At 54.6% G+C, this 21,712-nt stretch carries 18 protein-coding genes; 9 read left to right on the top strand and 9 right to left on the bottom strand.

The annotated features are described in order from the left end of the window. Window positions 1–12: 12 nt before the first annotated feature. Both Enr10x_RS02925 and Enr10x_RS02920 read right to left on the bottom strand, forming a co-directional pair. Window positions 13–531: a hypothetical protein gene (locus Enr10x_RS02925; protein WP_145103834.1), complete on the bottom strand. Its 519-nt coding sequence runs from the start codon at window positions 529–531 to the stop codon at window positions 13–15. 361 nt (window positions 532–892) lie between these two features. Beyond that, complete coding sequence (locus tag Enr10x_RS02920; RefSeq protein ID WP_145103832.1) at window positions 893–2,668, bottom strand: tetratricopeptide repeat protein; 1,776 nt, start codon at window positions 2,666–2,668, stop codon at window positions 893–895. 148 nt (window positions 2,669–2,816) lie between these two features. On the opposite strand from Enr10x_RS02920, the gene Enr10x_RS02915 reads away from it, so the two are divergent. After that, window positions 2,817–3,653, top strand: coding sequence for a sugar phosphate isomerase/epimerase family protein (locus tag Enr10x_RS02915; RefSeq protein ID WP_145103830.1), 837 nt, complete (start codon window positions 2,817–2,819; stop codon window positions 3,651–3,653). A gap of 11 nt (window positions 3,654–3,664) precedes the next feature. After that, entirely contained in the window at window positions 3,665–4,165 is a 501-nt protein-coding gene (locus Enr10x_RS02910; protein ID WP_145103828.1) for a DinB family protein, read from the top strand. 26 nt (window positions 4,166–4,191) lie between these two features. On the opposite strand, the gene Enr10x_RS02905 is transcribed toward Enr10x_RS02910, so the two are convergent. Continuing rightward, window positions 4,192–9,417 (bottom strand): PVC-type heme-binding CxxCH protein, encoded by a 5,226-nt coding sequence (locus tag Enr10x_RS02905; RefSeq protein ID WP_145448097.1) that lies wholly within the window; start codon window positions 9,415–9,417, stop codon window positions 4,192–4,194. Window positions 9,418–9,484: 67 nt separating this feature from the next. Continuing rightward, window positions 9,485–10,600, bottom strand: a complete 1,116-nt coding sequence (locus tag Enr10x_RS02900) for a Gfo/Idh/MocA family protein (RefSeq protein WP_145103824.1) — start codon at window positions 10,598–10,600, stop codon at window positions 9,485–9,487. A gap of 267 nt (window positions 10,601–10,867) precedes the next feature. Here Enr10x_RS02900 and Enr10x_RS02895 point away from each other — a divergent pair, with 267 nt between their 5' ends. From Enr10x_RS02895 to Enr10x_RS02885, 3 genes are all read left to right on the top strand, one after another. Further along, on the top strand, window positions 10,868–12,028 hold the full coding sequence (locus Enr10x_RS02895) for a XylR family transcriptional regulator (protein ID WP_145103822.1): 1,161 nt from the start codon (window positions 10,868–10,870) through the stop codon (window positions 12,026–12,028). Between the two features lie 129 nt (window positions 12,029–12,157). Further along, complete coding sequence (locus Enr10x_RS02890) at window positions 12,158–12,508, top strand: hypothetical protein (RefSeq protein WP_145103820.1); 351 nt, start codon at window positions 12,158–12,160, stop codon at window positions 12,506–12,508. 116 nt (window positions 12,509–12,624) lie between these two features. Then, window positions 12,625–13,857: an acyltransferase family protein gene (locus Enr10x_RS02885; protein ID WP_145103818.1), complete on the top strand. Its 1,233-nt coding sequence runs from the start codon at window positions 12,625–12,627 to the stop codon at window positions 13,855–13,857. A 5-nt stretch (window positions 13,858–13,862) separates the two neighbouring features. On the opposite strand, the gene Enr10x_RS02880 is transcribed toward Enr10x_RS02885, so the two are convergent. The 3 genes from Enr10x_RS02880 to purM form a co-directional block, all read right to left on the bottom strand. Further along, window positions 13,863–15,107 (bottom strand): methyl-accepting chemotaxis protein, encoded by a 1,245-nt coding sequence (locus Enr10x_RS02880; RefSeq protein WP_145103816.1) that lies wholly within the window; start codon window positions 15,105–15,107, stop codon window positions 13,863–13,865. Window positions 15,108–15,143: 36 nt separating this feature from the next. Then, window positions 15,144–15,662, bottom strand: coding sequence for a PAS domain-containing protein (locus tag Enr10x_RS02875; RefSeq protein WP_145448096.1), 519 nt, complete (start codon window positions 15,660–15,662; stop codon window positions 15,144–15,146). A 399-nt stretch (window positions 15,663–16,061) separates the two neighbouring features. Continuing rightward, window positions 16,062–17,138 (bottom strand): phosphoribosylformylglycinamidine cyclo-ligase, encoded by a 1,077-nt coding sequence (gene purM / locus Enr10x_RS02870; RefSeq protein ID WP_145448095.1) that lies wholly within the window; start codon window positions 17,136–17,138, stop codon window positions 16,062–16,064. Between the two features lie 299 nt (window positions 17,139–17,437). On the opposite strand from purM, the gene Enr10x_RS02865 reads away from it, so the two are divergent. Next, the gene (locus Enr10x_RS02865; RefSeq protein ID WP_145448094.1) at window positions 17,438–18,310 is read left to right on the top strand and encodes a fumarylacetoacetate hydrolase family protein; all 873 of its coding nucleotides are present in this window, start codon (window positions 17,438–17,440) and stop codon (window positions 18,308–18,310) included. Between the two features lie 8 nt (window positions 18,311–18,318). Here the strand turns inward: Enr10x_RS02865 and Enr10x_RS02860 are convergent, their stop codons facing one another. Continuing rightward, window positions 18,319–18,516 carry a cold-shock protein gene (locus tag Enr10x_RS02860; protein WP_145103808.1) on the bottom strand — a complete coding sequence of 66 codons (198 nt, stop codon included), beginning with the start codon at window positions 18,514–18,516 and terminating at the stop codon, window positions 18,319–18,321. 638 nt (window positions 18,517–19,154) lie between these two features. Here Enr10x_RS02860 and Enr10x_RS02855 point away from each other — a divergent pair. From Enr10x_RS02855 to bfr, 3 genes are all read left to right on the top strand, one after another. After that, the gene (locus Enr10x_RS02855) at window positions 19,155–19,373 is read left to right on the top strand and encodes a hypothetical protein (RefSeq protein WP_145103806.1); all 219 of its coding nucleotides are present in this window, start codon (window positions 19,155–19,157) and stop codon (window positions 19,371–19,373) included. 264 nt (window positions 19,374–19,637) lie between these two features. Then, complete coding sequence (locus Enr10x_RS02850) at window positions 19,638–20,438, top strand: 3-keto-disaccharide hydrolase (protein WP_145448093.1); 801 nt, start codon at window positions 19,638–19,640, stop codon at window positions 20,436–20,438. Between the two features lie 223 nt (window positions 20,439–20,661). Continuing rightward, window positions 20,662–21,132 carry a bacterioferritin gene (gene bfr / locus Enr10x_RS02845; RefSeq protein WP_145448092.1) on the top strand — a complete coding sequence of 157 codons (471 nt, stop codon included), beginning with the start codon at window positions 20,662–20,664 and terminating at the stop codon, window positions 21,130–21,132. A gap of 7 nt (window positions 21,133–21,139) precedes the next feature. On the opposite strand, the gene Enr10x_RS02840 is transcribed toward bfr, so the two are convergent. Then, on the bottom strand, window positions 21,140–21,427 hold the full coding sequence (locus Enr10x_RS02840; protein ID WP_145448091.1) for a (2Fe-2S)-binding protein: 288 nt from the start codon (window positions 21,425–21,427) through the stop codon (window positions 21,140–21,142). Window positions 21,428–21,712: the final 285 nt, after the last annotated feature.

Genomic DNA, 21,712 nt, shown 5'->3' with positions numbered 1-21,712 from the left:
GACTGTCGCGGCTCAGCCTGTTTCCGACAGACTTGCTTCCGCATCGATCTGGTACAGAAACCGTCCGCCACTCTGGAAGACATGCGCCTCTGAAAAACGGCTCCACGCCAGACGCACAACCAGGAACTCGCGTTCTTCCTGTTCCAGGTCAAAGGTGATCGCCACTTCGCGCGACAGGATCGGCACATCGTGGAAAAAAGAAATCCCTTCGATCGACAGATTCCGGCACTCGACGACCGTCAGCTCCGAACTCAGTGCCTTCGATTTCGGATCAAAGAAAGCCAGGCCGATCTGCCGCTCACACGGAATCCGATGCCACTGGCGACTGCTCAGGGCAAACGGCTCCAGATTCCAGCTGGCTACAATCGAGTCTGCCAGTTTGCTCAGTTCAGGCAGCCGCCTCAGACAGGGATACTTCTGAGTCTCCTTGAGAAACGCCGTTCGCTTGTCAAAGCTGAGTTCACGGATCGCATCTTCCACATGACCAGGGGAGACGGGTTCTCTCGCAGGCACCTTGACCATATCTCGCATTGATTCACTCTTATTAAACGTATCGGTACGGAATCCAGCACATCACTGTCTGGAAAGTTGGGATTTAGAATTCGACTTCGGGGGAGATTGGTATTCGCTGAGGAATTACCTGACGGGGTTTCAGGGAGAGAGATACCAGAAATGTAGCCTGCAAAAAAAATCCGGTCAAATCGTGTTCGCTTCTCAACCCGGCCTGAAATCCCCTGTTTTCCCTGCAACGGGGCGCAAACCATATAATTGGACTTCGATCGCCCGTTTCTCTAATCGGTAAAGCTTCCAGCCAGATAGGAGGTTACGTCGAATGAACTTCGACCCACGCAGGAGGATGAGGTAGATCACTCAATTTGGAATTTCAGCAGAATCAGACGGCTTCAGAACTGAACTGCTGCTCCATTGCGGCTTTCACATCCTGAGTGACAGAGTCCCAGTCGCCCAGTTGCGTCTGGCGAAACAGCCGTGCCGTGGGATACCAGGGACTGTCGGTCCGCTCCAGCAGCCAGCGCCATTCCGGCAACCGCGACACCAGAACCCAAACCGGAACTCCCAGTCCCCCTGCCAGATGAGCGTAAGAGGTATCAGCGGTGATCAGCAGGTCCAGACTGCCGATCAGTGCGGCCGCTTCTCCGAAATCACCCGTTTTCGCCTGATACTCAGAGCCGGGTTGCCACAGATTCCAGTCATTCTCGAGTGCAGCCAGTTGATCGAGTCCATTCACCTGCTGCACGCTGACGAGTTGCACCCCGGCGACATCACTTAAGGGCAGCATACTCTTCAACGGCACCGAACGGAATTGATCCCGGGGGAACTGCAGATTCCCGCTCCAGTTCAAGCCCACCTTTTTTCCCTCCAGTTGGGAAAGCACTTCTTTCCAGTACGCAAGCCGATCTTCAGCAGGCTGGAACAGAGGCACCTCAGCCGGAATCGTCTCCAGGCTGGTTTCCAGAAACCGGGGCACGCTCATCAGGGAACACTGATAGTCACATTCAACAATCGGATCGCCGGGAACCAGTACTTCAATTTCTTCGATACTCCGTAGCAATCCGGCCAGCTCCACCTGGCTCAGTACCAGCACCCGCCCTGCCCCGCGGCGTTTCAATTCGCTGGCAAAACGGATAAACAGCAGCGTATCTCCGAAGCCCTGCTCGCACCACAGGCAAATCGTTTTACCTTCCAGTGGCTCGCCCTGCCAGGCAGGACCGGGATAAGTCATCCGCGACGCTACATCGATGTCGGACCGGCGCTCGTAACCCTGCCAGCCGGCCTGCAGATCTCCCTGCAGCATCCTGGTGGTTGCCAGATTGAATTCTGCAATCGGAAAATCAGCCTGCCGCGCGAGTGCTTTTTCGAAATACGTACTGGCTTCATCCAGTCGCAGCGCCAGCCGCAGTGCGTTGCCCAGATTATTGTATCCCTCGGGCTGTTCGGGAGCGGCCTCGATCGACTGTTCTGCAGTCTGAATCGCGGCGTCAATATTTCCCATGCATTCATGCACGTAACTCAGGCTCACCAGAATCTGATAATGTCCGGGATGCGAATCCAGCATCGCTTCATACAGCTGAACCGCTTCGGGATAGTGGCGCTGCAACACCAGCACGTAGGCCAGCTTCATGGAGAGATTGAAATCCCCGGGCGACTTCTGGAGCAGCTCCCGGTAAATCACTTCTGCTTCCGAGAACCTGCGGGAGACTTTCAGCACATCAGCCAGTTTCTCGTAGGTCTCCGGGCTCCCGCTCTGCTCATACGATTTTCGAAAGCACCGCATCGCTTCAGCGAGCATTCCGCGGCTCTCGTACAGACTGCCCAGGTTGAAGAAAGCCCGCTCATAATGGGGATTGAGCCGCAATGCCTGTTCGAATGACTGCTCGGCTTCCTCCAGTTTCCCTGTCGCATGATAGGCCACGCCCAGGTTATTGTGTACATCGGGCAGATCCGGGTTGAGCTGGATCACCTGCAGGAAACTGGTCACGCTCCGATCCAGTTGCCCCCGCTGTAGTTGCAGTGTGCCCAGATAATAGCGGGCCTCCCACTGACGCGGGTCATTGTCCAGCAGGCCCTGATAGATCTCCTCTGCCTGATCCAGTTCCCCGGTCTGGTGGTGCGTCAACGCTGTTTTGAGTAGTTCCTGAACCTCAGCCATCTGAGAACCTCATCCGTGCCTGTTCAGTGCGAGCTCTGATCAAGGACTTTCACCATGTAGCTTTGAATTTCATGTGGTCTCAAAGTACCATGCTGAGAGCAGTACTGCAATAAATGTTTGCTGATCATTGAGATAGAAAGTCGAATGCATGGCCGCCCTCGTTTCCTGCCTGACAAACTCTTACGGTCGCTTTGGTCCCGTCGCCGCGATCGAACACATCCGTGATGCCGGGATCGACCACCTGGAACTCAACATCAAAAACCATGGCGTCCCTTCCTTTTTCAAAGAGACTCCGCTCCTCACCGAAGCCTCCACCGCCGAGGATGTCGCGCATGTCAAAGACCTGCTGAAACAGCATCACGTGAAACTCTCCAGCTGCAACATCACCACCGGCAATCCCCTCGATCCGGAGGTCGTCACCAAAACGAAACTAAAGCTCGACCTGGCGCAGCAGCTGGGCGTCAAACTCGTCGTGGGTGGCGCCGGCGAAATCGAACAGGAATCAGATCGCGAAACGCTCTATGAACATCTCCGCGAAATCGGCGATTATGCCGGCGAACAGGGCATCACCTACTGTTTCGAAACGCACCCCGGCATCTGCGTCAACGCGCCCGGAATGCTCCGCACCATGCAGGATCTGGATCATCCCCACCTGCGACTCAACTTCGATACCGGCAACATCAATTTTTACAACCAGCACGCGAATGTCCTGGAGTCACTCCGCGAGGTCGTCACCTGGGTCAAACACGTGCACCTCAAAGACTCCTACTGCAAATTCAAGGACTGGAATTTCGCCGCGCTGGGCGAAGCGGGGGGCGTCGACTTCCTCAAAGTCCGCTACATCCTCGAAGACCACAACTTCGAAGGCCCCTACAGTCTGGAAATCGAAGGCATCGAAGGCGAACCGGAACTGACACTGGAAGAACATCACAACCGCGTCAAGCAGAGCGTCATCTACCTGCGAGAGTGCGGCTTTTTTGATTGAGGAGTCTCGCGATGATCGAATACGTCAGACAGATCCTGTGTGCACAGTTTGAGGCCTCACTCGGAATGCTGGATGATTGTATTCAACACTGCCCGCCCGCGCACTGGCATCAGAAAATCGCCAACATGGAGTTCGGCTACGTCCCCTATCACACGCTCTGCTATGTCGACCTCTACCTCTCGCCCAGCCTGGCCGCGTTTCAACTCCGCGAATTCCATAACGAGCATGACGAAAACCGCTTCAAACCCAAGGCTGACTGTCCCATCACTCCAGAGCTGGTGAGCGACTATCTGCAGGTCTGTCTCCAGAAAATGCGCGAGACAATCGCCGCTGAAACGGAAGCCTCGCTCCACCTGCGAGCCGACTTTGACTGGCTGGAACCATTCACGCGCGGGGCACTGCACCTCTACAGCATCCGCCACATCCAGCACCACACCGGTGCCCTCAGCGCCTACCTCAGACGACTCGAAATCAACCTGAAATGGGGACACACAGGCTGGCCCACCCGCTGAGTGACCAGCCTGTCGTCAGGCTTTCATTAATCCCGCGGAGGCTCGAGGCTCAATTTCAGATCCTTGAAACGGACCTCCATCGGGCCGCCGGAATGGATCTGGAATGCCAGAATCCCCTGCTTGGCTCCCTGCGGATCGTTCAGATCCGTGCACAGCTTCCCGTTGATATAGGTCCGGATCCGCGGGCCGACAGCAACCACCCGGTATTCGTTCCAGTCCCCTTCGCGAACATGCTGCTCGCCTGATTCCTTAAACAACAGGCCCCGCCCATGTTCTTCATACAGCTTGCCCCACCAGCCGGCACCGATGTCCGCCTGGTACCCTTTGACGTGGCCCCCCGGCTGCAGACCGCTGCGGAACTGAATCCCGCTGTTCCCTGCATTTGGCGTGAGTTTTACTTTGACTTTCAACTCAAAGTCACCGACCAGTAGATCACTCACCAGGAACTCATTCCGCTTGATCCCCGGTGAACGGCCTACAATCTCGCCATTCTCCACCGACCAGAGCTGACTGTCCCCCGACCAGCCGGTCAGATCCTGACCGTTAAAGAACTGCTTCAGATTCTCCGGCGTCGCCTTCATCGGCACCTGCCCCGGGCTGGCCAGATACTTGACCAGTGAGCGAATCTCGACTCGACTGAGCTGCTTCCACAGGTTGTCAGGCATCATCGATTTATTGCTCAGACTCATCTCGTCAATTTCATCGCGGGGAATGACCACTGTCTCATTCGCCGTCGCAACCGTCACCGCGTTCTTATCTTCTTTCTTGATAATGCCGGTAATAATTCGTCCCGATTCGGTGACGATCACGGCCGGCTGATAATCCTTGGCCATCACGGCACTCGGATCGACCACGTTCGACAGCAGGTAATCAAGATTGGCCCGGTTCGATCCGGTTAACTCCGGACCAATACTGGCCCCGGTTCCAAACAGCTTGTGACACTGTTGACAGGTCTTCGCAAAGATCGCCCGCCCCAGGTTGACGTCCGGCGTCGGGTGCGGTCGCTCGATCATATTCTTATAGCTGGCAATCAGTTTTTTCTTGTCCGCTGCCGTCTCGCGCACAATGCCCCACACCTTGCCGATCTTGGCATTCAACTGTTTATCCTTGAGATTCCCCAGCTGACGAATGATTTCCGCAGACAAATCCTTGGAAGGCACTTCGCCCGCTTCGACAGCCGACACCAGCTGCTCGGCAAAATTCAAGCGGCTTGCCAGCGTATTCAGCGCATCCCGCTTCTCATTCAGATCAAACTGCGGATAGCGTTCCAGTATCGCAGTCGCGATTGCCGCATCCGGATAACCGGCCAGACCTCGCAACGCTTCACGGCGGATGCCCTTCTGATCCAGCAGCGGAATCAGAATCGGTACCAGTTGCTTATCCCCGGCACCGAGCAGGCTCGCCAGGGCCGACTTCCGCCCTGCCAGATCGTTCTTCTGGTCCGCCACGATTTCCCGCAACTGCTGCATCGCAGCCGGGTCACCAAAGGTTACCGCCAGCGATAACGAACGCGATTTCACCACCGGATCCTTGCTCGCCATCAGCCGTTTGCCCACCGCTTTCCAGGGAGCCGGCATCGGAAACTGGCGTCGTCCCCGCAGGGCACTGTTAATCGAATCCAGAAAGACTTTCTGCTCATCAGCCGTTTTCGCCTCACCCAGCTGTTCCACCAGAAACGCGACCGCCTCTTCGGTGCCGATATCAGCGATCCGCCGCAGCGTGTACGACTCGATCAGTGGAATCCGTGAGCTCTTCGCCAACGCAAATGCCTGCTGCATGTCCTGTGGTGCCAATGGCTCCAGGGCATACCAGTAGAGCAGCGGCAGATTGTGATCGTGCTGATCTTCCGCGTGACTCACCAGTCCTTTGAGAATTCCCGCCCGCTGATCCAGCGGCAGCCGGTTCGCAGCCGAACCCAGATACAACCGCACGACTGGAGAAGGATCCTGCGCCGCGAGTGCTTCCATTTTCTGCAGCAGCTGTTTAGAAGGTGTTCCCGTCTCCAGCGCCAGCTGAATCGCCCAGCCCCGCATGAATTCGCTCGGGTCTTGCAGAGCCTGCATCACCTTCGCTTCCGAAAGTCCGCCCGTCACATGCAGGGCCCACAACCCGCGCAGGCGACGCGTCACGTCGTCATTATTGAAGGCAATCTCCGCCAGTTGTGCGTGCACTTCCGGGTCGGCACCCCGCTCCTGTAAAATGCGTCGAGACTGCCGCACGTACCAGTCGTTCTCATGCAGCTGCAACTTGACCAGCTCGGCACTCGTCAGTTTTTTCAGATCGACTTTGACCGGCTTCGCATCGTTGTAGGCCACCCGGAAAATCCGCCCGTTCGAGCGATCGTGCTTCTGGAATTCGCGATGATGGCACTGGTTCGTGTCGTACCAGTCAATGAAATAGACCTGCCCGTCCGGACCGTACCGCAGATACAGAATCTGTGAAGAACGATCGTTCGCATACAGGAAGTCAGGAGCGAAATCGCCGAGATACCCCGACCCTTCGCGGGCCAGCTGATCCTGATTCAAACGGGCGCCATGAATGTTGTTCATGAACAACTGGTTGTGATACTTCTTCGGCCAGCTGCCTCCCAGATAGATCATCGCCCCGGCGTGCGCGTGTCCCCCGCCCACTCGGTCTGAAGCGACCCGGTCCGACTGGTTCCATTGCCCGCCGGTCCAGTGCCGGTGTTTCGCAATCGTTTTAATGTCGTCATACGTGTAAGGATTGAAGTGCTGTCCTGCCTGTCTGCGATAGCGTGCGTTCTGCACGATATGAAACAGGTGCGGGATCACACAGCAGGTCAGAAAGCACTGCCCCTGATCGTTGAAGTCCACACCCCACGGGTTACTCGTCCCGTGCGCAAAGACTTCAAACTCGTGCCGCGTCGGATGATACCGCCAGATCCCGGCATTGATCGGCTGCCGCTGATCATCGGGCGTGCCCGGCTTCCCGACCCGGGAATGCGTAAACACACCATGACAGCCGTAGAGCCAGCCGTCCGGCCCCCAGATGAACGAGTTCAACGTTTCGTGCGTATCTTCGTAATGCCAGCCGTCCAGCAGAATCTCCGGTTCCCCGTCTGGCTTGTCGTCGCCGTTCTTATCCGGAATGAACAGCAGGTACGGCGCCTGCCCCACCCACACGCCGCCAAAGCCGACTTCCAGACCGCTCACCAGGTTCAGCTTCTCCTGAAAGACCTTTCGCGTCTCAAATTTACCGTCGGCATCTTTGTCTTCGAAAATCAGAATCCGGTCTTTCCCCTTGCCTTCCGGCTGCTTGCTGGGATAGGCATACGATTCCGCCACCCACAAGCGTCCGCGATCGTCAATCGTCATCGCGATCGGCTGCTGCACATCGGGTTCGGCGGCAATCAGCGACACCTTAAACCCGTCCGGCACCGACATCACTTCCGCCGCCTTCTTCCCGGGCAGACCGTCATACTTTTGCGTGTGCTCCTGCGCGGGGGCACCGCTGCCCGCCACTTCCAGTTGTGCGGGCTGTTTGTCGTGGAAGCGGAAATGGTCGAAGTTAATGTGTCCCCAGCCGCCCCGATGCTGATCTACCAGGCGAATGAATATCTCCTTGCCCTGGTATTTGGACAGATCCACCAGCTCCTGGTGCATCCGCTCATTGTTGCGACCACTGGCTTTCGCGATCACTTTGTTCGTCGCCCGGTCCACAATTTCGACCCGCGTCGAATCGTGACTCCCGCCCCCGACATAAAACGTGGCATAAGGGTGCGTCACTTTAATCGAAGCCGAGGAAAGCGTTCCCACCGGCGTATCTTCCAACACCTCATAAGTGCCAACCCAGTATCGTCCCTGATGATTGCTGACCATGTCATGGCGACGAGTATGCACGGTGTCCCCTTTAACCGGCTGCGAACGGAATGCCTCTCCCTCGGAAATCCAGTCTTTCAGATCCCCCGTCTCGAAATCGAGATTCAACCGCCGTCCGTCTGCGTTCGTGGCAAAATGCTCACCCGGCTTGAGCTCATTCTTCACCGAGACTTTCTTCGGCACATACTTTTTCGGCTGCGCTTTCTTCCAGGTCGCTTCATCCACTTTCACTTTTTTATGCTTCAGCAGATACGTGCCTGATTTATTCCCCACCACCAGATCCGGGAGCTTGTTCCCCGTCACATCGCCGGCGACCACCTGGGTCCCCACTCCCGACTTGTCATTGATCTGGTAAGGTAGAAAGTCGACGCCTTTCGGTGTCCGCACAATTTTGAACCAGTAGTTGACCGGCGGTTCTTTCGCTCCCGGATCATGACCCTGATGCGCCCAGAACCGCTTCCCGGTCACAATATCCTTAATCCCATCGCCGTCCATATCCACCAGATCGACCGCGTGCAGTTGCGAGAAGACCACGCCGTACTTGTTTTCTTCCGGCTTGCTCCCCATGATCGGATGCTCGACGAACGTAATCTCGCCATCTTTCTTGACGTTCTCAAACCAGGAGAGACCATACGCATGGGCCGCCTTGCTACTGATCACATCCTGGTCCCCGTCGCCGTCTACATCGTAGGCATACATCTGCGAACCGCCTGCGCCGGTAAACTGAAACGGGTGCCGCGTCCAGAAACCGGCTTTCTGCAGATCAGCCGGCTGTTCCCACCAGCCGTTCTTCTCGAGGATGTCCGGCTTTCCGTCGCCATTCACATCGCCCACACCCAGCCCGTGCGTAAAGCGACCATACTTCAGATTGGGCGAGACCGCATGAAAGCTCCAGGGCTGCGTGGGATCTTTCCCCGGCTCCGCATAGCCGAGTTGTCCCCCCGTGTGGAACACCAGCTCCGGCTCTCCATCTCCCGTCAGGTCGGTATAAGTCGGCGACTCGTTATCAACCACCGGATGCGCCAGGTACCGCTTCCAGTGCCCCGACTGTTTCTGCGGATTCGCATACCAGTAAGCTTCCTTACCGGGGAACCCGATGATCACAATATCGGGCCACTCATCCTTGTTGACATCATTCACAAACGCAAAGAAGTTGTCGGAATAGCCGTTAATGCTCCATTCCTTGACCGGATAGTACTCGTGCTTCGTTTTGAAGTCCGGCCCCGCATACCAGTACGGCCCGGAAATCAGATCCTGGTGACCGTCGCGGTTCAGATCGCCGAAGGTCGCCCCTTCTGCATAGAACTTATCCCCCAGTTGCAGACGGTCAAACTGGTGGAGCGTGAACTCCTCGGCAGCAGCCATTGGTGCCGCCAGAATCAGCGATAACAGGAACAGGGAGTAACGAGCCATAACGGTCCCCTCAGATATCTATGTGAATGATGTCGATGAATCAGATGCTTACAGTAATACTTCTCAATTATTCCAATGTGAACTCGGGCAGTTTTTTCAGTTCCCCGCCCGCCACGGCAGACTCATGCGCCAGAATTCCCACGCTGGTCCAGTTCGCAGACAGCGGGGCGTTCGGCCAGGGATCCGTGTCTTCCACCAGCGACTTCAGAAACGCATTCACCAGGTGCGGATGCGAACCCCCGTGCCCGGCTCCCTGCAGGAAGGAGAGATGGTCGGCGTCGTGAATCGCCCGGGTGAATTTCTGAATTTCAGTGGGCAGCAGATGCGCGTAATCGGGCACTTCCACTCGCTCGGGAATTTCCGGTTCCGGCTTCTTCGCGGTATGCAGCACCGGGTTTTCCCCTTCGATCAAGGGCCACTCAAACGATTTTTTCGTGCCATACACGTCCACCGATTCCCGGTACTGCCGCGCCGTATCAAACAGGAACCGCCAGATGTGAGCCGCGATATCGGAATCCTTGATCTTGATGTGACACGTCTCCACGGCGAACTTGTTGCCCGACTTTTCCGCGATGTCGTCGTTCACGGTCCCGGAACCAAAGCAGCTCACATACTCGGCCCGACCGTTGACCATCCCCAGCACCGGACTCACCACATGCGTTGCATAGTGCATCGGGATCATCCGCTCCCAGTACTCGGGCCAGCCTTCCATGTCCTGCGGGTGACTGGCCTGCATGTACTGAATCTTGCCCAGCTCCCCTTTGTCGTACATCTCCTTGATGAACAGAAACTCGCGGCTGTAAACGACAGTCTCCATCATCATGTATTTCAGTCCGGTCTCTTTGACCGTCTTGACGATTTCTTCGCACTCCGCCACCGTCGTTGCCATCGGCACCGTACACGCGACATGCTTCCCTGCCTTCAACGCTTTGATCGACTGCGGTGCGTGATCGGGAATCGGTGTATTAATATGGACGGCATCCACATCAGGATCCGCCAGCAGCTCATCGTAAGAGGTATAACGCTTCTCAATCCCGAACGTGTCGCCGATCTCGTTCAGATGATCTTCCGAACGCTGACAGATCGCATACATGTTGGCATTCGGATGCGCCTGGTAAATGGGAATGAACTCGGCACCAAATCCCAGACCGACAATCGCGACATTCATCTGTTTCTCACTCATGGCATTCCTTCTACGCTGCAGGAGAGACTCTCTGTTTGATCCGGTTCCCTCCTCGGGGGAACCCGGTCCATTTTCTTTATTGTAAATCCCCCCTGATCGAGTACCATGTAAACTTGCGCATAATAAATTGAGATATTTCACCAAGCGAAAAACCAGCCCTCATCCATGCTATCAGGGGTCTGAGACCGTTTGCCAGACGAGCTGTCACGGAATCCCTTTAAGAATATTACATTTACGTCACCCACAATTCCGCCCGAAACCGGCCCCATGAAATCACGCCCCTCGATCGCCCTGCTCATCGAATCATCCAACTCCTATGCCCGCGGGCTCTTACGCGGCATCATGGCCTACATTCACGAGCACCACTCCTGGTCGATCTACCTCCCCGAGCATGGTCGAGGCAATGTCCCCGTCAACTGGCTCAACAGCTGGCACGGCGACGGCATCATCGCGCGAATTGAAAACACAAAGATCGCTGAAGCCGTCGTGAACTGCGGCGTCCCGGCCGTCGATGTGAGTGCCGCCCGTCTGGCCCCCTCCCTCCCCTGGGTCGAAACCGATGACCGCGCGATCGCCTCCCTCGCCGCCCAACACCTCATCGAACGCGGCTTTCAACACTACGCCTTTTGCGGCGACCATCGCTTCAACTGGTCCCGCTGGCGGGAAGACCATTTCCAGAACGTCATCCGGGACGCCGGCTATCTCTGTCACGCCTATCCGCAGACCACCGGTCGCAAACAGGCGCCCCCCTGGGAAGCCGAACAACAACGCCTGGCCGACTGGATCCAGCAACTCCCCAAGCCGGTCGGCATCATGGCCTGCTATGACATTAAAGCGCAGCAACTGCTCGATGTCTGCCGTACGATTAATGTCTCTGTCCCCGAAGAGGTCGCCATCATTGGCGTGGACAATGACGAAATCCTCTGTAACCTTTCCGAGCCGCCCCTCTCCAGCGTGATCCCCAACACGCGTCTCACCGGCTACGAAGCAGCCGCCCTGCTCGATCGCATGATCGCCGGCGAACCGGTCTCCTCAGACGCGCATCTCATCAAGCCCCTGGGCATCGCCACGCGCCAGTCTACCGATATCCAGGCCATCGACGACAAGCTGATTTCCGACGCCGTCCGCTTCATCCGCCAGCAGGCCTGCGAAGGCATCAATGTGCAGGACGTTTTGAAATCGGTCCCCCTCTCCCGGCGGGTCCTCGAAAGCCGCTTCCAGAAAATCATCGGTCGCTCACCGCACGAAGAGATCATGCGCATCCGCCTCGATCGTGTGAAACAGTTGCTCGAAGAAACCGAACTCCCGCTGATCGAAATCGCCAACCGCACCGGCTTTCGCCACTCCGAGTATCTGAACGTCGCCTTCAAAAAACAGACCGGCACCACCCCCGGCCAGTTCCGCCGCGAACGAAAACAGACGCGTTGAACTGCATTCTTAAAAAAATCCAGATCCGCGCGTGATCTTTCCTCACTTCTCCCGCCTGAATCAAAGAGCCGGTCGCACAAACGGTGCATCGTCCCTCATATTTCAGCATTCAGACGAGAGGTCACTAAGATGAGCCAATCTCAGGCTTCCCACTTTAAACGCTATCATCTCCTGGCTTACGTTTTATTCTGGGGTGGAGAATTTCTGGTCATGCTACTGGCCTGGCTCGCGAAATATGTTTTTAAAATCGATCTACATGGAATGGATCTCCTGATGATGGGACCAGTCTGGATCATCATGTTTGCCGGGGCAGTCCTACTGTTGATCGGAAGCGTTCACCTGAATCTCTTCGAGAACAAAATCACCAACCTGATCATGGGCCTGGTCAGTGCGATCCTCCAGGCAGGCGTCAACTTTGTGATCTGGCTCGTCATCTGGTTCCTCTTTCTCACCGAAGTGCTGGGCATTAATCTCTGTTGAGGGACCAGCAAATTCTGAACTACCCTGTTTCAATCTGTCTGTCAAACCGTATATTGTAGAGATTAATACCGACACCCTGCGGTTTTTCCTTAATCCCTACGAATCGACAGAACAGCATGACAGACTCCACCCCGGCCGCCACGACCGACAAAAACCGGAAACGCATCGTCTCCCTCGACCAGTTCCGGGGCTACACCGTGGCGGGCATGTTCCTCGTGAACTACATGGGCTTCTTCATCCTCTGCCCGGTCGTGCTCAAGCATCACAATACCTACTGCAGCTACGCCGACACGATCATGCCTCACTTTCTGTTCGCGGTCGGCTTTGCCTATCGGCTCACCTTCGGCAGACGGATTCAGACCCAGGGCGCCGTCTCAGCTTACCTGCGGGTGGTCAGGCGCCTGCTGGGACTGGTACTGGTCTCGCTGGTGATGTATCGGCTTGAAGAACCGATTGCCAAAACCTGGAGCGAACTGGAGTCGATCGGTGTCTGGGGCGCGATCGCCGATCCACTCAAACGTAAATGGTTTCAAACGCTGATGCACATCGCCGTCACCTCGCTCTGGATCACTCCCGTCATCCGCTCCCAAGCCACCGTGCGCATCGCCTACATGCTCTTCTCCGCAACCGCGCACGTGGTGCTCTCGTATTACTTTTATTTCACCTGGGTCAACTCACCACCGAACGGCATCGACGGCGGACCGCTCGGTTTCCTGACTTGGTCGATCCCCGCGATCATCGGCACGCTCGCCTGTGACTGGGTCGTGGAAGCGGAAGGCTTGCCCCGCATTAAACCCATCCTCTTCTGGTCCTGCGCGCTGATGCTCCTGGGCTGGATCATCTCCTGCGGCACCCGTCTCTATGATGTCCCGGCAATAGATCAATCCATGGCTGGCAACCAGGATCTGAAACTGGCCATCCATCCGGTCATTCCTACGGAAGCGCAATTCAAAGCCAAAGAGGGAGAGCCATTTTCCGCCTATCTGGCGGAACCTCCGTTCGTCAAACCGCCAGGACAGGAACAGCGAAAATGGAACTACTGGATGATGAGCCAGCGGGCGGGAACGCTTTCGTATCTCGTCTTTTCCGCGGGACTGTCGCTGTTCGTCTACCTGCTGTTTCACCTCGCCTGCGATCGGGGCAACCTGCACATTCCGCTGTTTCGCACTCTGGGAACGAACGCCCTGGCCGCCTACATCCTGCACGACCTCGTCATGGAATCGGTCAAACCCTTCGCTACGAAAGACGCCCCCTGGTGGTATGCCTGGGGCAGCTTCCTGCTCTTCTTCTGGATCACCTGGCTGTTTGTCCGGCACCTGGAGAAGAACAAGATCCACCTCAAACTCTGAGTGATCTATTTCGAACGGATCGTCATCAGAAACTCGTTGACCGCGGTATTCAAGCTTACCGACTGCCGGGCAATATCGTTGGCGGCACTGACCAGGTCGCTCGTGGAAAGAAATGTCTCAGATGCTGTGGAGGAGACCCGTTGCACCAGTTCATAAGTCTGCACTGTTTGTCCCGCGGCATCTTTGACGTTCTGGTGAATCGTGGCAATCGCCTGGCTCTGTTCGGAGATCGAAGTCGAAATCGATTCGCTGATTTCATCCACTTTGCGAATCGTACTACTGACGGTCGCGATGTTGGTCACCGCGCCATGCACCACATCCTGGATCTGCCGAATCTGTTCGGTAATGCGATCCGTAGCCCGGGCCGTATCCTGTGCCAGGTTTTTCACTTCGGAAGCAACCACCGCGAATCCCGCTCCCGCTTCGCCGGCGCGGGCCGCTTCAATGGTCGCATTCAGTGCCAGCAGATTTGTCTGTTTGGCGATATCCGCAATGATCTTCGCGAATGAACCGATGTCGTTGGTCGCTTCTTCCAGCCCGGACATGAACTCCCGGGCGTGTTCACTCTCATTGACCGCCTGCTGTACCACCTCCGTAGACTGCTTGACCCGATCATCGATCTGCTGAATGGATTGATTCAACTGCACCGTCGATGCAGCCACGATATCGACATTCTCGGCCGTCTGATCGATCGATTCAACAGCCGTCCCCGTTTCCAGAATGGCCCGTTCCGTCACCCCTTTCAATGACTGAACTGTCGCATGCAGCTGCGTAGCGGCGGCGGAGACAATCGTCGAAATCCCCTGGACTTGCTGTTCGAATTCATCCGCCATCTCCAGGCGATTTGTCTCCGCCTGCTGCAGTTCTTCCGCCTGGAATTTCATCTTTTCGCCCGCAGCATTGATCACTTCCGACGCATGACGAAATGTGCCGCGCATCCCTTTCAGCAGCACTTTGCGAAAGAATTTCCCCTGTGCCGCAGCCGTCAGTGAGGCCTTCGACTCGCGGACAAACGCGTCGGTATAATCCAGTAACCCATTCAGGGAAACCCGCGCACGTTCCAGATCACCGTCTGCATCAATGTGCCGCAGACGGACTTCCAGATTTCCCGCAGCAGCCGCCTCGCAGACATCGGCCAGTTGTTTCACCCAACCGCGGTAACGTTCCAGTTCCTCACGCTCCACGTCCGTGAGGCTCGACGCTGGCTCATTCTCTGTTTTCCTCTGCTCGGCTGTCTGCAGTTCTAGCATGAGTCACCTTTTGAATTCAAATAGCAATGTCAACGGTCATAGAGCAAAGACGTACTCATCGTATTCCATTCCGACGGTATCCAGCTGCGACCGCAATTCGAGAATTGCATTCTGCATACCGGTTCGCCAGTCGGAACTCGCACCTTCAATCCGCTTTAACGAACGATACCGGGGAATCACTTTCTCGATCGCTTTCCGTTCGGGAACGCGGCGGCTGGAATGATAGCCGATGATCTCGCCGGACAGATTGAATGTGGGAGTCACGTGTGCCAGCACCCAGTAGTGGTCTCCGTTTTTACAGAGATTGACAACGTAGGCAAAAATTTCCTCACCCGACTGAATCGTGTCCCATAACAGTTTGAAGACAGAACGGGGCATATCCGGATGGCGAATCAGATTATGGGGCTGCCCCAGCAGTTCTTCCTCAGTGAAACCGGAAATCTGGATAAACGTATGATTCGCGTAAGTAATCCGCCCCTTGAGATCCGTCTTGCTGACGATAATCTCATGATCGGCAAATGTTCGTTCCAGACCAGTCGGATTCGGGCGTTCCATAAGTGCCTTTCTCTATCTCGTAAATCCAGTGGAATCAAACCTGACAGAAATTAATCAAACGGTGGGAGCACCATCCAGATGACAGTGTACAGGAGGTATTCTGTCCCAGGACGGAAAGATGCAGGCTATCGACGGTCCCGGTCACGTGACGCAGCAATAGCCCTTCTGGACATTCTGGTCACTTAATCCTTTTCGAACCGGAGGCACTCAGGAAATGACAAAAGAAAGGAAACTATTTCCTCTGAACTGAAAAAAACTGAAAATCAGGCTTAAGGTCGGTGTCCTAATTTCCCCACTAAACATTGGTGCGCATGAAGCGGTCAGGTGAAAGCTTCCAGAATCTACACCAGGAAAACCAGACCAGCGAGGAGATGAGAACAGCCCCGGACAGCAGGGAGGTCAACTGAGCGTGACCTCTTTCTCTCCCTGAACGACCTTCCCCAGCACATGCGAGGGAATCTGCTGGGCTTGCAGTTTTTCCTGCACTTCCTCTGCATGTTGCGCCCGGACGATTGCCACCAGGCCGATGCCCATATTAAACACGCGGAACATCTCTTCCTCGTCGATGCTCCCCAGTGACTGCAGCCAGCGGAATGCCGCCGGAACTTCCCAGGCAGATTTTTTCAGATCAATCCGGCGATTCTGAGGCAGAATCCGTTCTACATTTTCTACCAGTCCCCCCCCGGTAATGTGTGCCAGACCACTGATCACAATCTCATCGGGATAACTCTGGAAAATGGAATTGACCGCTTCTGCATAAATCCGGGTCGGCTCCAGCAGTACGCTGGCCACCGTTCGCTGATTCAGTTCTTCGATCTGGTCGTTGACATCCAGTCCCGCCATCTCAAAGACAACTTTGCGGATCAGGCTGTAACCGTTGGAGTGAAATCCGCTCGATTCCAGACCCAGTACGACATCCCCGGACTGAATCGCCTGGCCGTCCAGCACCTGGTTGCGTTCAACAACGCCGACACAGAAACCAGCCATGTCAAAATCACCATCGCCGTACAAATCGGGCATGATTGCTGTTTCCCCACCCAGCAGAGCCGCTTTAGAGTACACGCAACCTTTTGTCACCCCTTCCATCAGCTCGACCAGTCGTTCCGGATCATCTTTCCCCAATGCGATGTAATCCAGGAAAAACAGGGGTTCGGCTCCCAGGCAGAGACAGTCATTCACACACATCGCCACCAGATCGATGCCGATCGTATTATAGACCTCAGCCTGAATGGCGACTTTGATTTTGGTCCCCACTCCATCGGTGCCCGAAACCAGCACCGGATCTTCATACTGGCGACCGGAAGGCCCCGGCTCCGGGTTATTCAGGCGAAACAGACCGGCAAATCCACCAGGTAATTCCATCACCCGGGACTTTTGTGCGACATGCGTTTTTGCCAGGAGGGGATTGATCGAAGACATGGCTTTCTGATAGAGATCCAGGTCGACGCCGGCATCTTTATAGGTCGCTTTGGCCATAATATTTAAGTCGCTAAAGAAAGAATGGAATCAAAAATCGCGTGTCAGACCTGCGGTTTCCTGCAGAACAGATCCACTCCCCACAGCATAGCAATCCCCGCTGGAGATGGAAATCATGCGTATCCGATATTTAATCCCCACAGACGGAAAACCCGACACCGGTTCAGATTCTTTCGAAATTCTGACCGACAAGATGCTTTCGTTCACTACATCTAATCTGCGCCGCAACATAAGATTCGTGACTGCTGAACTAGAGCATTTGATGTTTCACAACCAGTCGTCGAAGGGAGTACTCGGGTATGAAGTTAGCTACTTTGCAAACAGAACAGGGTCCGACCGTTGTGTCCGTAGCTGATCAGGAAGGTCAGCTGACGTTCTATGATCTGCGCGCCTTCGACGAAACACTGCCCCCTTCACTGAAGGGCGTGCTCAGTCTGGAAAACGGGCTCGAACGTGCTGAAAAAGCAGCCGGGCAGGCTGTAGAAGCCGACCGACAGATTACCGGCACCCTCTGCGCTCCGGTTCCGCACCCGGGAAAAGTCATCTGCATCGGCCTGAACTATCGCGATCACGCCGAAGAAACAGGAATGGCATTTCCCGATGAACCGGTTTGCTTCAGTAAATTCACCACGTCAGTCACAGGACCGGATCAGCCGATTCGCATCCCGGAGATTGCCAGAGAAGTCGACTTTGAAGCCGAACTGGTAGCCGTGATCGGAAAAACATGCCGTAACGTCAGCCAGGACGACGCACTGAATTACATCGCGGGTTACATGAACGGACACGATGTTTCCGCACGCGACTGGCAGATTGGACGCCCGGGCGGACAGTGGCTGTTAGGCAAAACAGCAGACACATTTGCTCCGACTGGCCCTTATCTGGTCACCTCGGATGAAATCGAGGATGCAAACAACCTCCCCATTAAGCTGACGCTGAATGGAGAGGTCATGCAGAATTCCTGTACCGATAAATTTATCTTCACGATCCAGGAGATCGTGCAGTTCTTGTCTCAATTCATGACACTCGAACCGGGAGATATTATCTTTACCGGGACGCCACCGGGAGTGGGTATGGCCCGTAAGCCCCCTGTCTACATGAAACCTGGAGACCAGGTCGACGTAGAAATTCAGGGACTGGGTGTGTTACACAATCCTGTGGAAGCGTGGAACTGAATTCAGAATTACTCAGACGTGGTAACGCGAACAGCTCGCAGACCGCGATCGCTTTTTTCGCTTTCGAATTCGACTGTCTGGCCTTCTACCAGTTGATCGAATGTGACTCCGTCCAGTGATGAGAGATGAAAAAAGATATCCTGTTGACCGTCGTTAATGAAGCCAAAACCTTTTTCTGTGATTTTTTTAATTGTTCCAGTGGCCATGTAGCCCATCCTCTAACTTAAAAGTCTCTCGACAATAAAACGGAGTTTATTGTCACTCTGTAATTGATCACCACTTCAAGAAACACGTTCGTAAAATAGTGACGCACTGAAAAAAATACGCTCAGCGTATTATGACGCAAAAATAAGAACGGATATCAGCCCTGAGGAAACTGGACACTTACTTTGATAAGAATCAAATTCTCAGAACTGAAATAAGTGTGACAAACCCGGAACGAATTAGCAAACTGTTATATCAAAGTTTCTTATAAAAATTTTGAGAATTCGAAAATTTGTATTTCCCCCTTTTCTGGCGGTTTTTTGCGGATTAAATGAATTTAATCTTGACGTTTCTGAGATTTTTTGGCACCCCGCCAGAAGAGGCTCCCCCACGACCGCCCCGGCATCTTCGGCCCTGTGATTTCGCTATAACTGGTAAACCGTCTCCAGTAAAGCCAGCTTCTCAGAGCGAGAAAAACCTCAGTTTTTACCGATTCAAACTGAAAACTGACCTAAAGTTTCCCGATGGCGCTTGAAATCTCAGGGGGCTCATTTTTTAATGTTTCTAGACAGAATGTCTTCATAGACAGAACTCAAGTGACTCACTTTTTTTCAACAATGAAATCGGAAGGGACAATTCAATGTCTTTGACAAAACTGAGCCGACTGTTTGTCGTGCTTGCCACTGTTAGCATCTCCATCTGGGCCGTCGGTTGCGGAAAACCTGCTTCGGAAGCTCCTGCTCCCGCTGAAGATCCTGCTGCTGCTGCTCCTGTTGGTGAAGCTCCTGAAGCTGGTTCCACCACTGGTGGTGCTGGTGCTGAAGTACCAGAAGGTGGCGAAGAGAGCAAACCAGAGTAGTTCCCTGCCCTGCAGGCAGACCGCAAGGTCAGCCGCTCTCAGGCATCATGCCTGCTGTAAAAAAAATGAAACGCCCGTTACTTCAACGGGCGTTTTTTTATTGGCGGAGCTCCAGCGCGCGTCCCCTCAGGCAAATCCGCTAATCTGCAATTCCAAAACGTGCTATTTCCCTCACAACCACATATAATGGCAGCCTCTTCCCGCGGGAAGTACACTGACTTTTGAACCCGACCCCCTTGACTGACTGCATAAAGGAACGTACCCGTGAAATCCGCATCTGCTCTCGCTGCCGGTTTGTCTCTCTGCCTCTCGCTCTGTCTGCCCCTGACTCTCAGCGCGGAAGATACCAAAGCAGCGGAGAAATGGATCCCTCTGTTCAACGGTAAAAATCTGGATGGCTGGACCGTCAAAATCCGCGGCTATGAACCGGGCGACAACTTCGGTAACACCTTCCGGGTCGAAGATGGTTTAATGACAGTCAACTATGACCAGTACGATGAGTTCGACGAAAAATTCGGTCACATCTTCTACAAAGACAGCTTCTCGCACTATATCATCCGCGTGGAATATCGCTTCATAGGAGAACAGGCCAAAAAAGGACCGGGCTGGGCCTTTCGTAACAGCGGCATTATGGTGCATGGCCAGAGCCCCGAAAGCATGTCTCTCGATCAGCGTTTCCCCGTTTCCATCGAAGTCCAGCTGCTGGGAGGGAGAGCCACAGGCAAACGGACGACCGCTAATCTCTGTACTCCGGGCACGCATGTCGTGATGGATGGCAAACTTTTCAAACCGCACTGTATCGACTCCAGCTCCAAAACTTACCGGGGCGACCAGTGGGTGACCGTCGAAGTCGAAGTCAAAGGCAATCAGATCATCAAACACATCATTGATGGAGAAACCGTACTCTCATACACCAAACCACAGCTCGACCCCTCCGACGCCGATGCACAGAAGCTGATCCAGGCGGGGGCCCCGCTCATGCTGGAAAAAGGAACCATTTCCCTCCAGTCGGAAAGTCATCCTGTGCAGTTCCGTAAGGTCGAACTCCGCAAACTCGCTCCCTGAAAAACATCGGTAATTGAGAATCGGTTTCAAAAATCGCCGCTGTATTCTCTGCCTGGCGGGAGATCCCGTTTCAATCTACGGAAATAGTCATTTTTCGTAAGATTCACTCTGGAACAAGTTTGTGCATTTACGAATACTACCGGTAGTCAAACACAATTAACATGATTTGCTCCGGCACATACTTCAGCTGGGGCAGGAAAGACAAGCCGAGAAAGCAGGACCAATGAAGGGTAGCCAGAACATTATCGACGCGTTAAACGATGGGCTGACAATCGAGCTCACCGCCATCAACCTCTACTTCATTTCTTCCAAAATGTGCAAAGACTGGGGCTTCGACAAGCTGGCCAAGCACTTTTACGATGAATCCATCGAAGAGATGAAACATGCGGAACAGGTCATCGACCGCATTCTCTACCTGGATGGGGTGCCGGAAATCGCCCGCTATGACGTGATCCGTGTAGGCCAGACAGTCGAAGAGCAGATCCAGAACAGCCTGGCACTCGAAACCAAAGGGGTCGCCACCTACAACGAAGCGATCGAGCTCTGTCGACAGGAAAAAGATGCCGGCAGCCGTGAACTCATGGATCAGATGGTGGTCGAATCGGAAGAAAGTATCGACTGGTGCGAATCACAGCTGGAACTGATCAAACAGGTCGGAATTCAGAACTACCTGGCAGAGCAGATTCGCGAATAGAAAGCCTTTAAACCGTCTGGGCGGCACACAGGCAACGCCGTTTCGACTGGCCGCAATCATCGCACAGGCCTGCCAGAAGATCCTTAATCCGACAATGGCAGGCAGTGCAGCCTTTTCCGGCACCACAGCTGCGAGTCACTTCGTGTACCGTTTCCGCATTGGTATCGGTAATACACTTCTGGACTTCGTCAGGGGTCACTTTCAGACAGTGGCAGAGAAAACGGCGGCGCGGTGCAATCTCAGTGGCCGGGGCGGCAGCAACACGCTCAATCTGGCTTTCGGTTACTGTTGACATCTTACACTATACCCAAGCGTTTGTCGCATCCTTTGTGACAGACGCTTTTTTTACGTGGAAAGTGATCATGAAATATCCGGAGCTCCTCAGGCAGGAAACGGCTGGAACTCCGATCTCAGGTTTGACCTTGTGGAAAGTCGATCATGAGACTCAGTCTCAACTACATCAAGTATATCGACCTCTCAGGAACTGTCAACTACCGTTTCAGCAAGTTTTTCGCAGTTTGCATAGAAAGAAACACCAGGAAAACGTATTCATTAATACACCACCTGCTGCCGGATTTCA

Origin of the sequence: Gimesia panareensis, from assembly GCF_007748155.1 — a bacterium.
Classification (GTDB): Bacteria; Planctomycetota; Planctomycetia; order Planctomycetales; family Planctomycetaceae; genus Gimesia; species Gimesia panareensis.
Note: the sequence above shows the minus strand (reverse complement) of the source record. Positions and strands in the feature narration are given on the sequence as shown.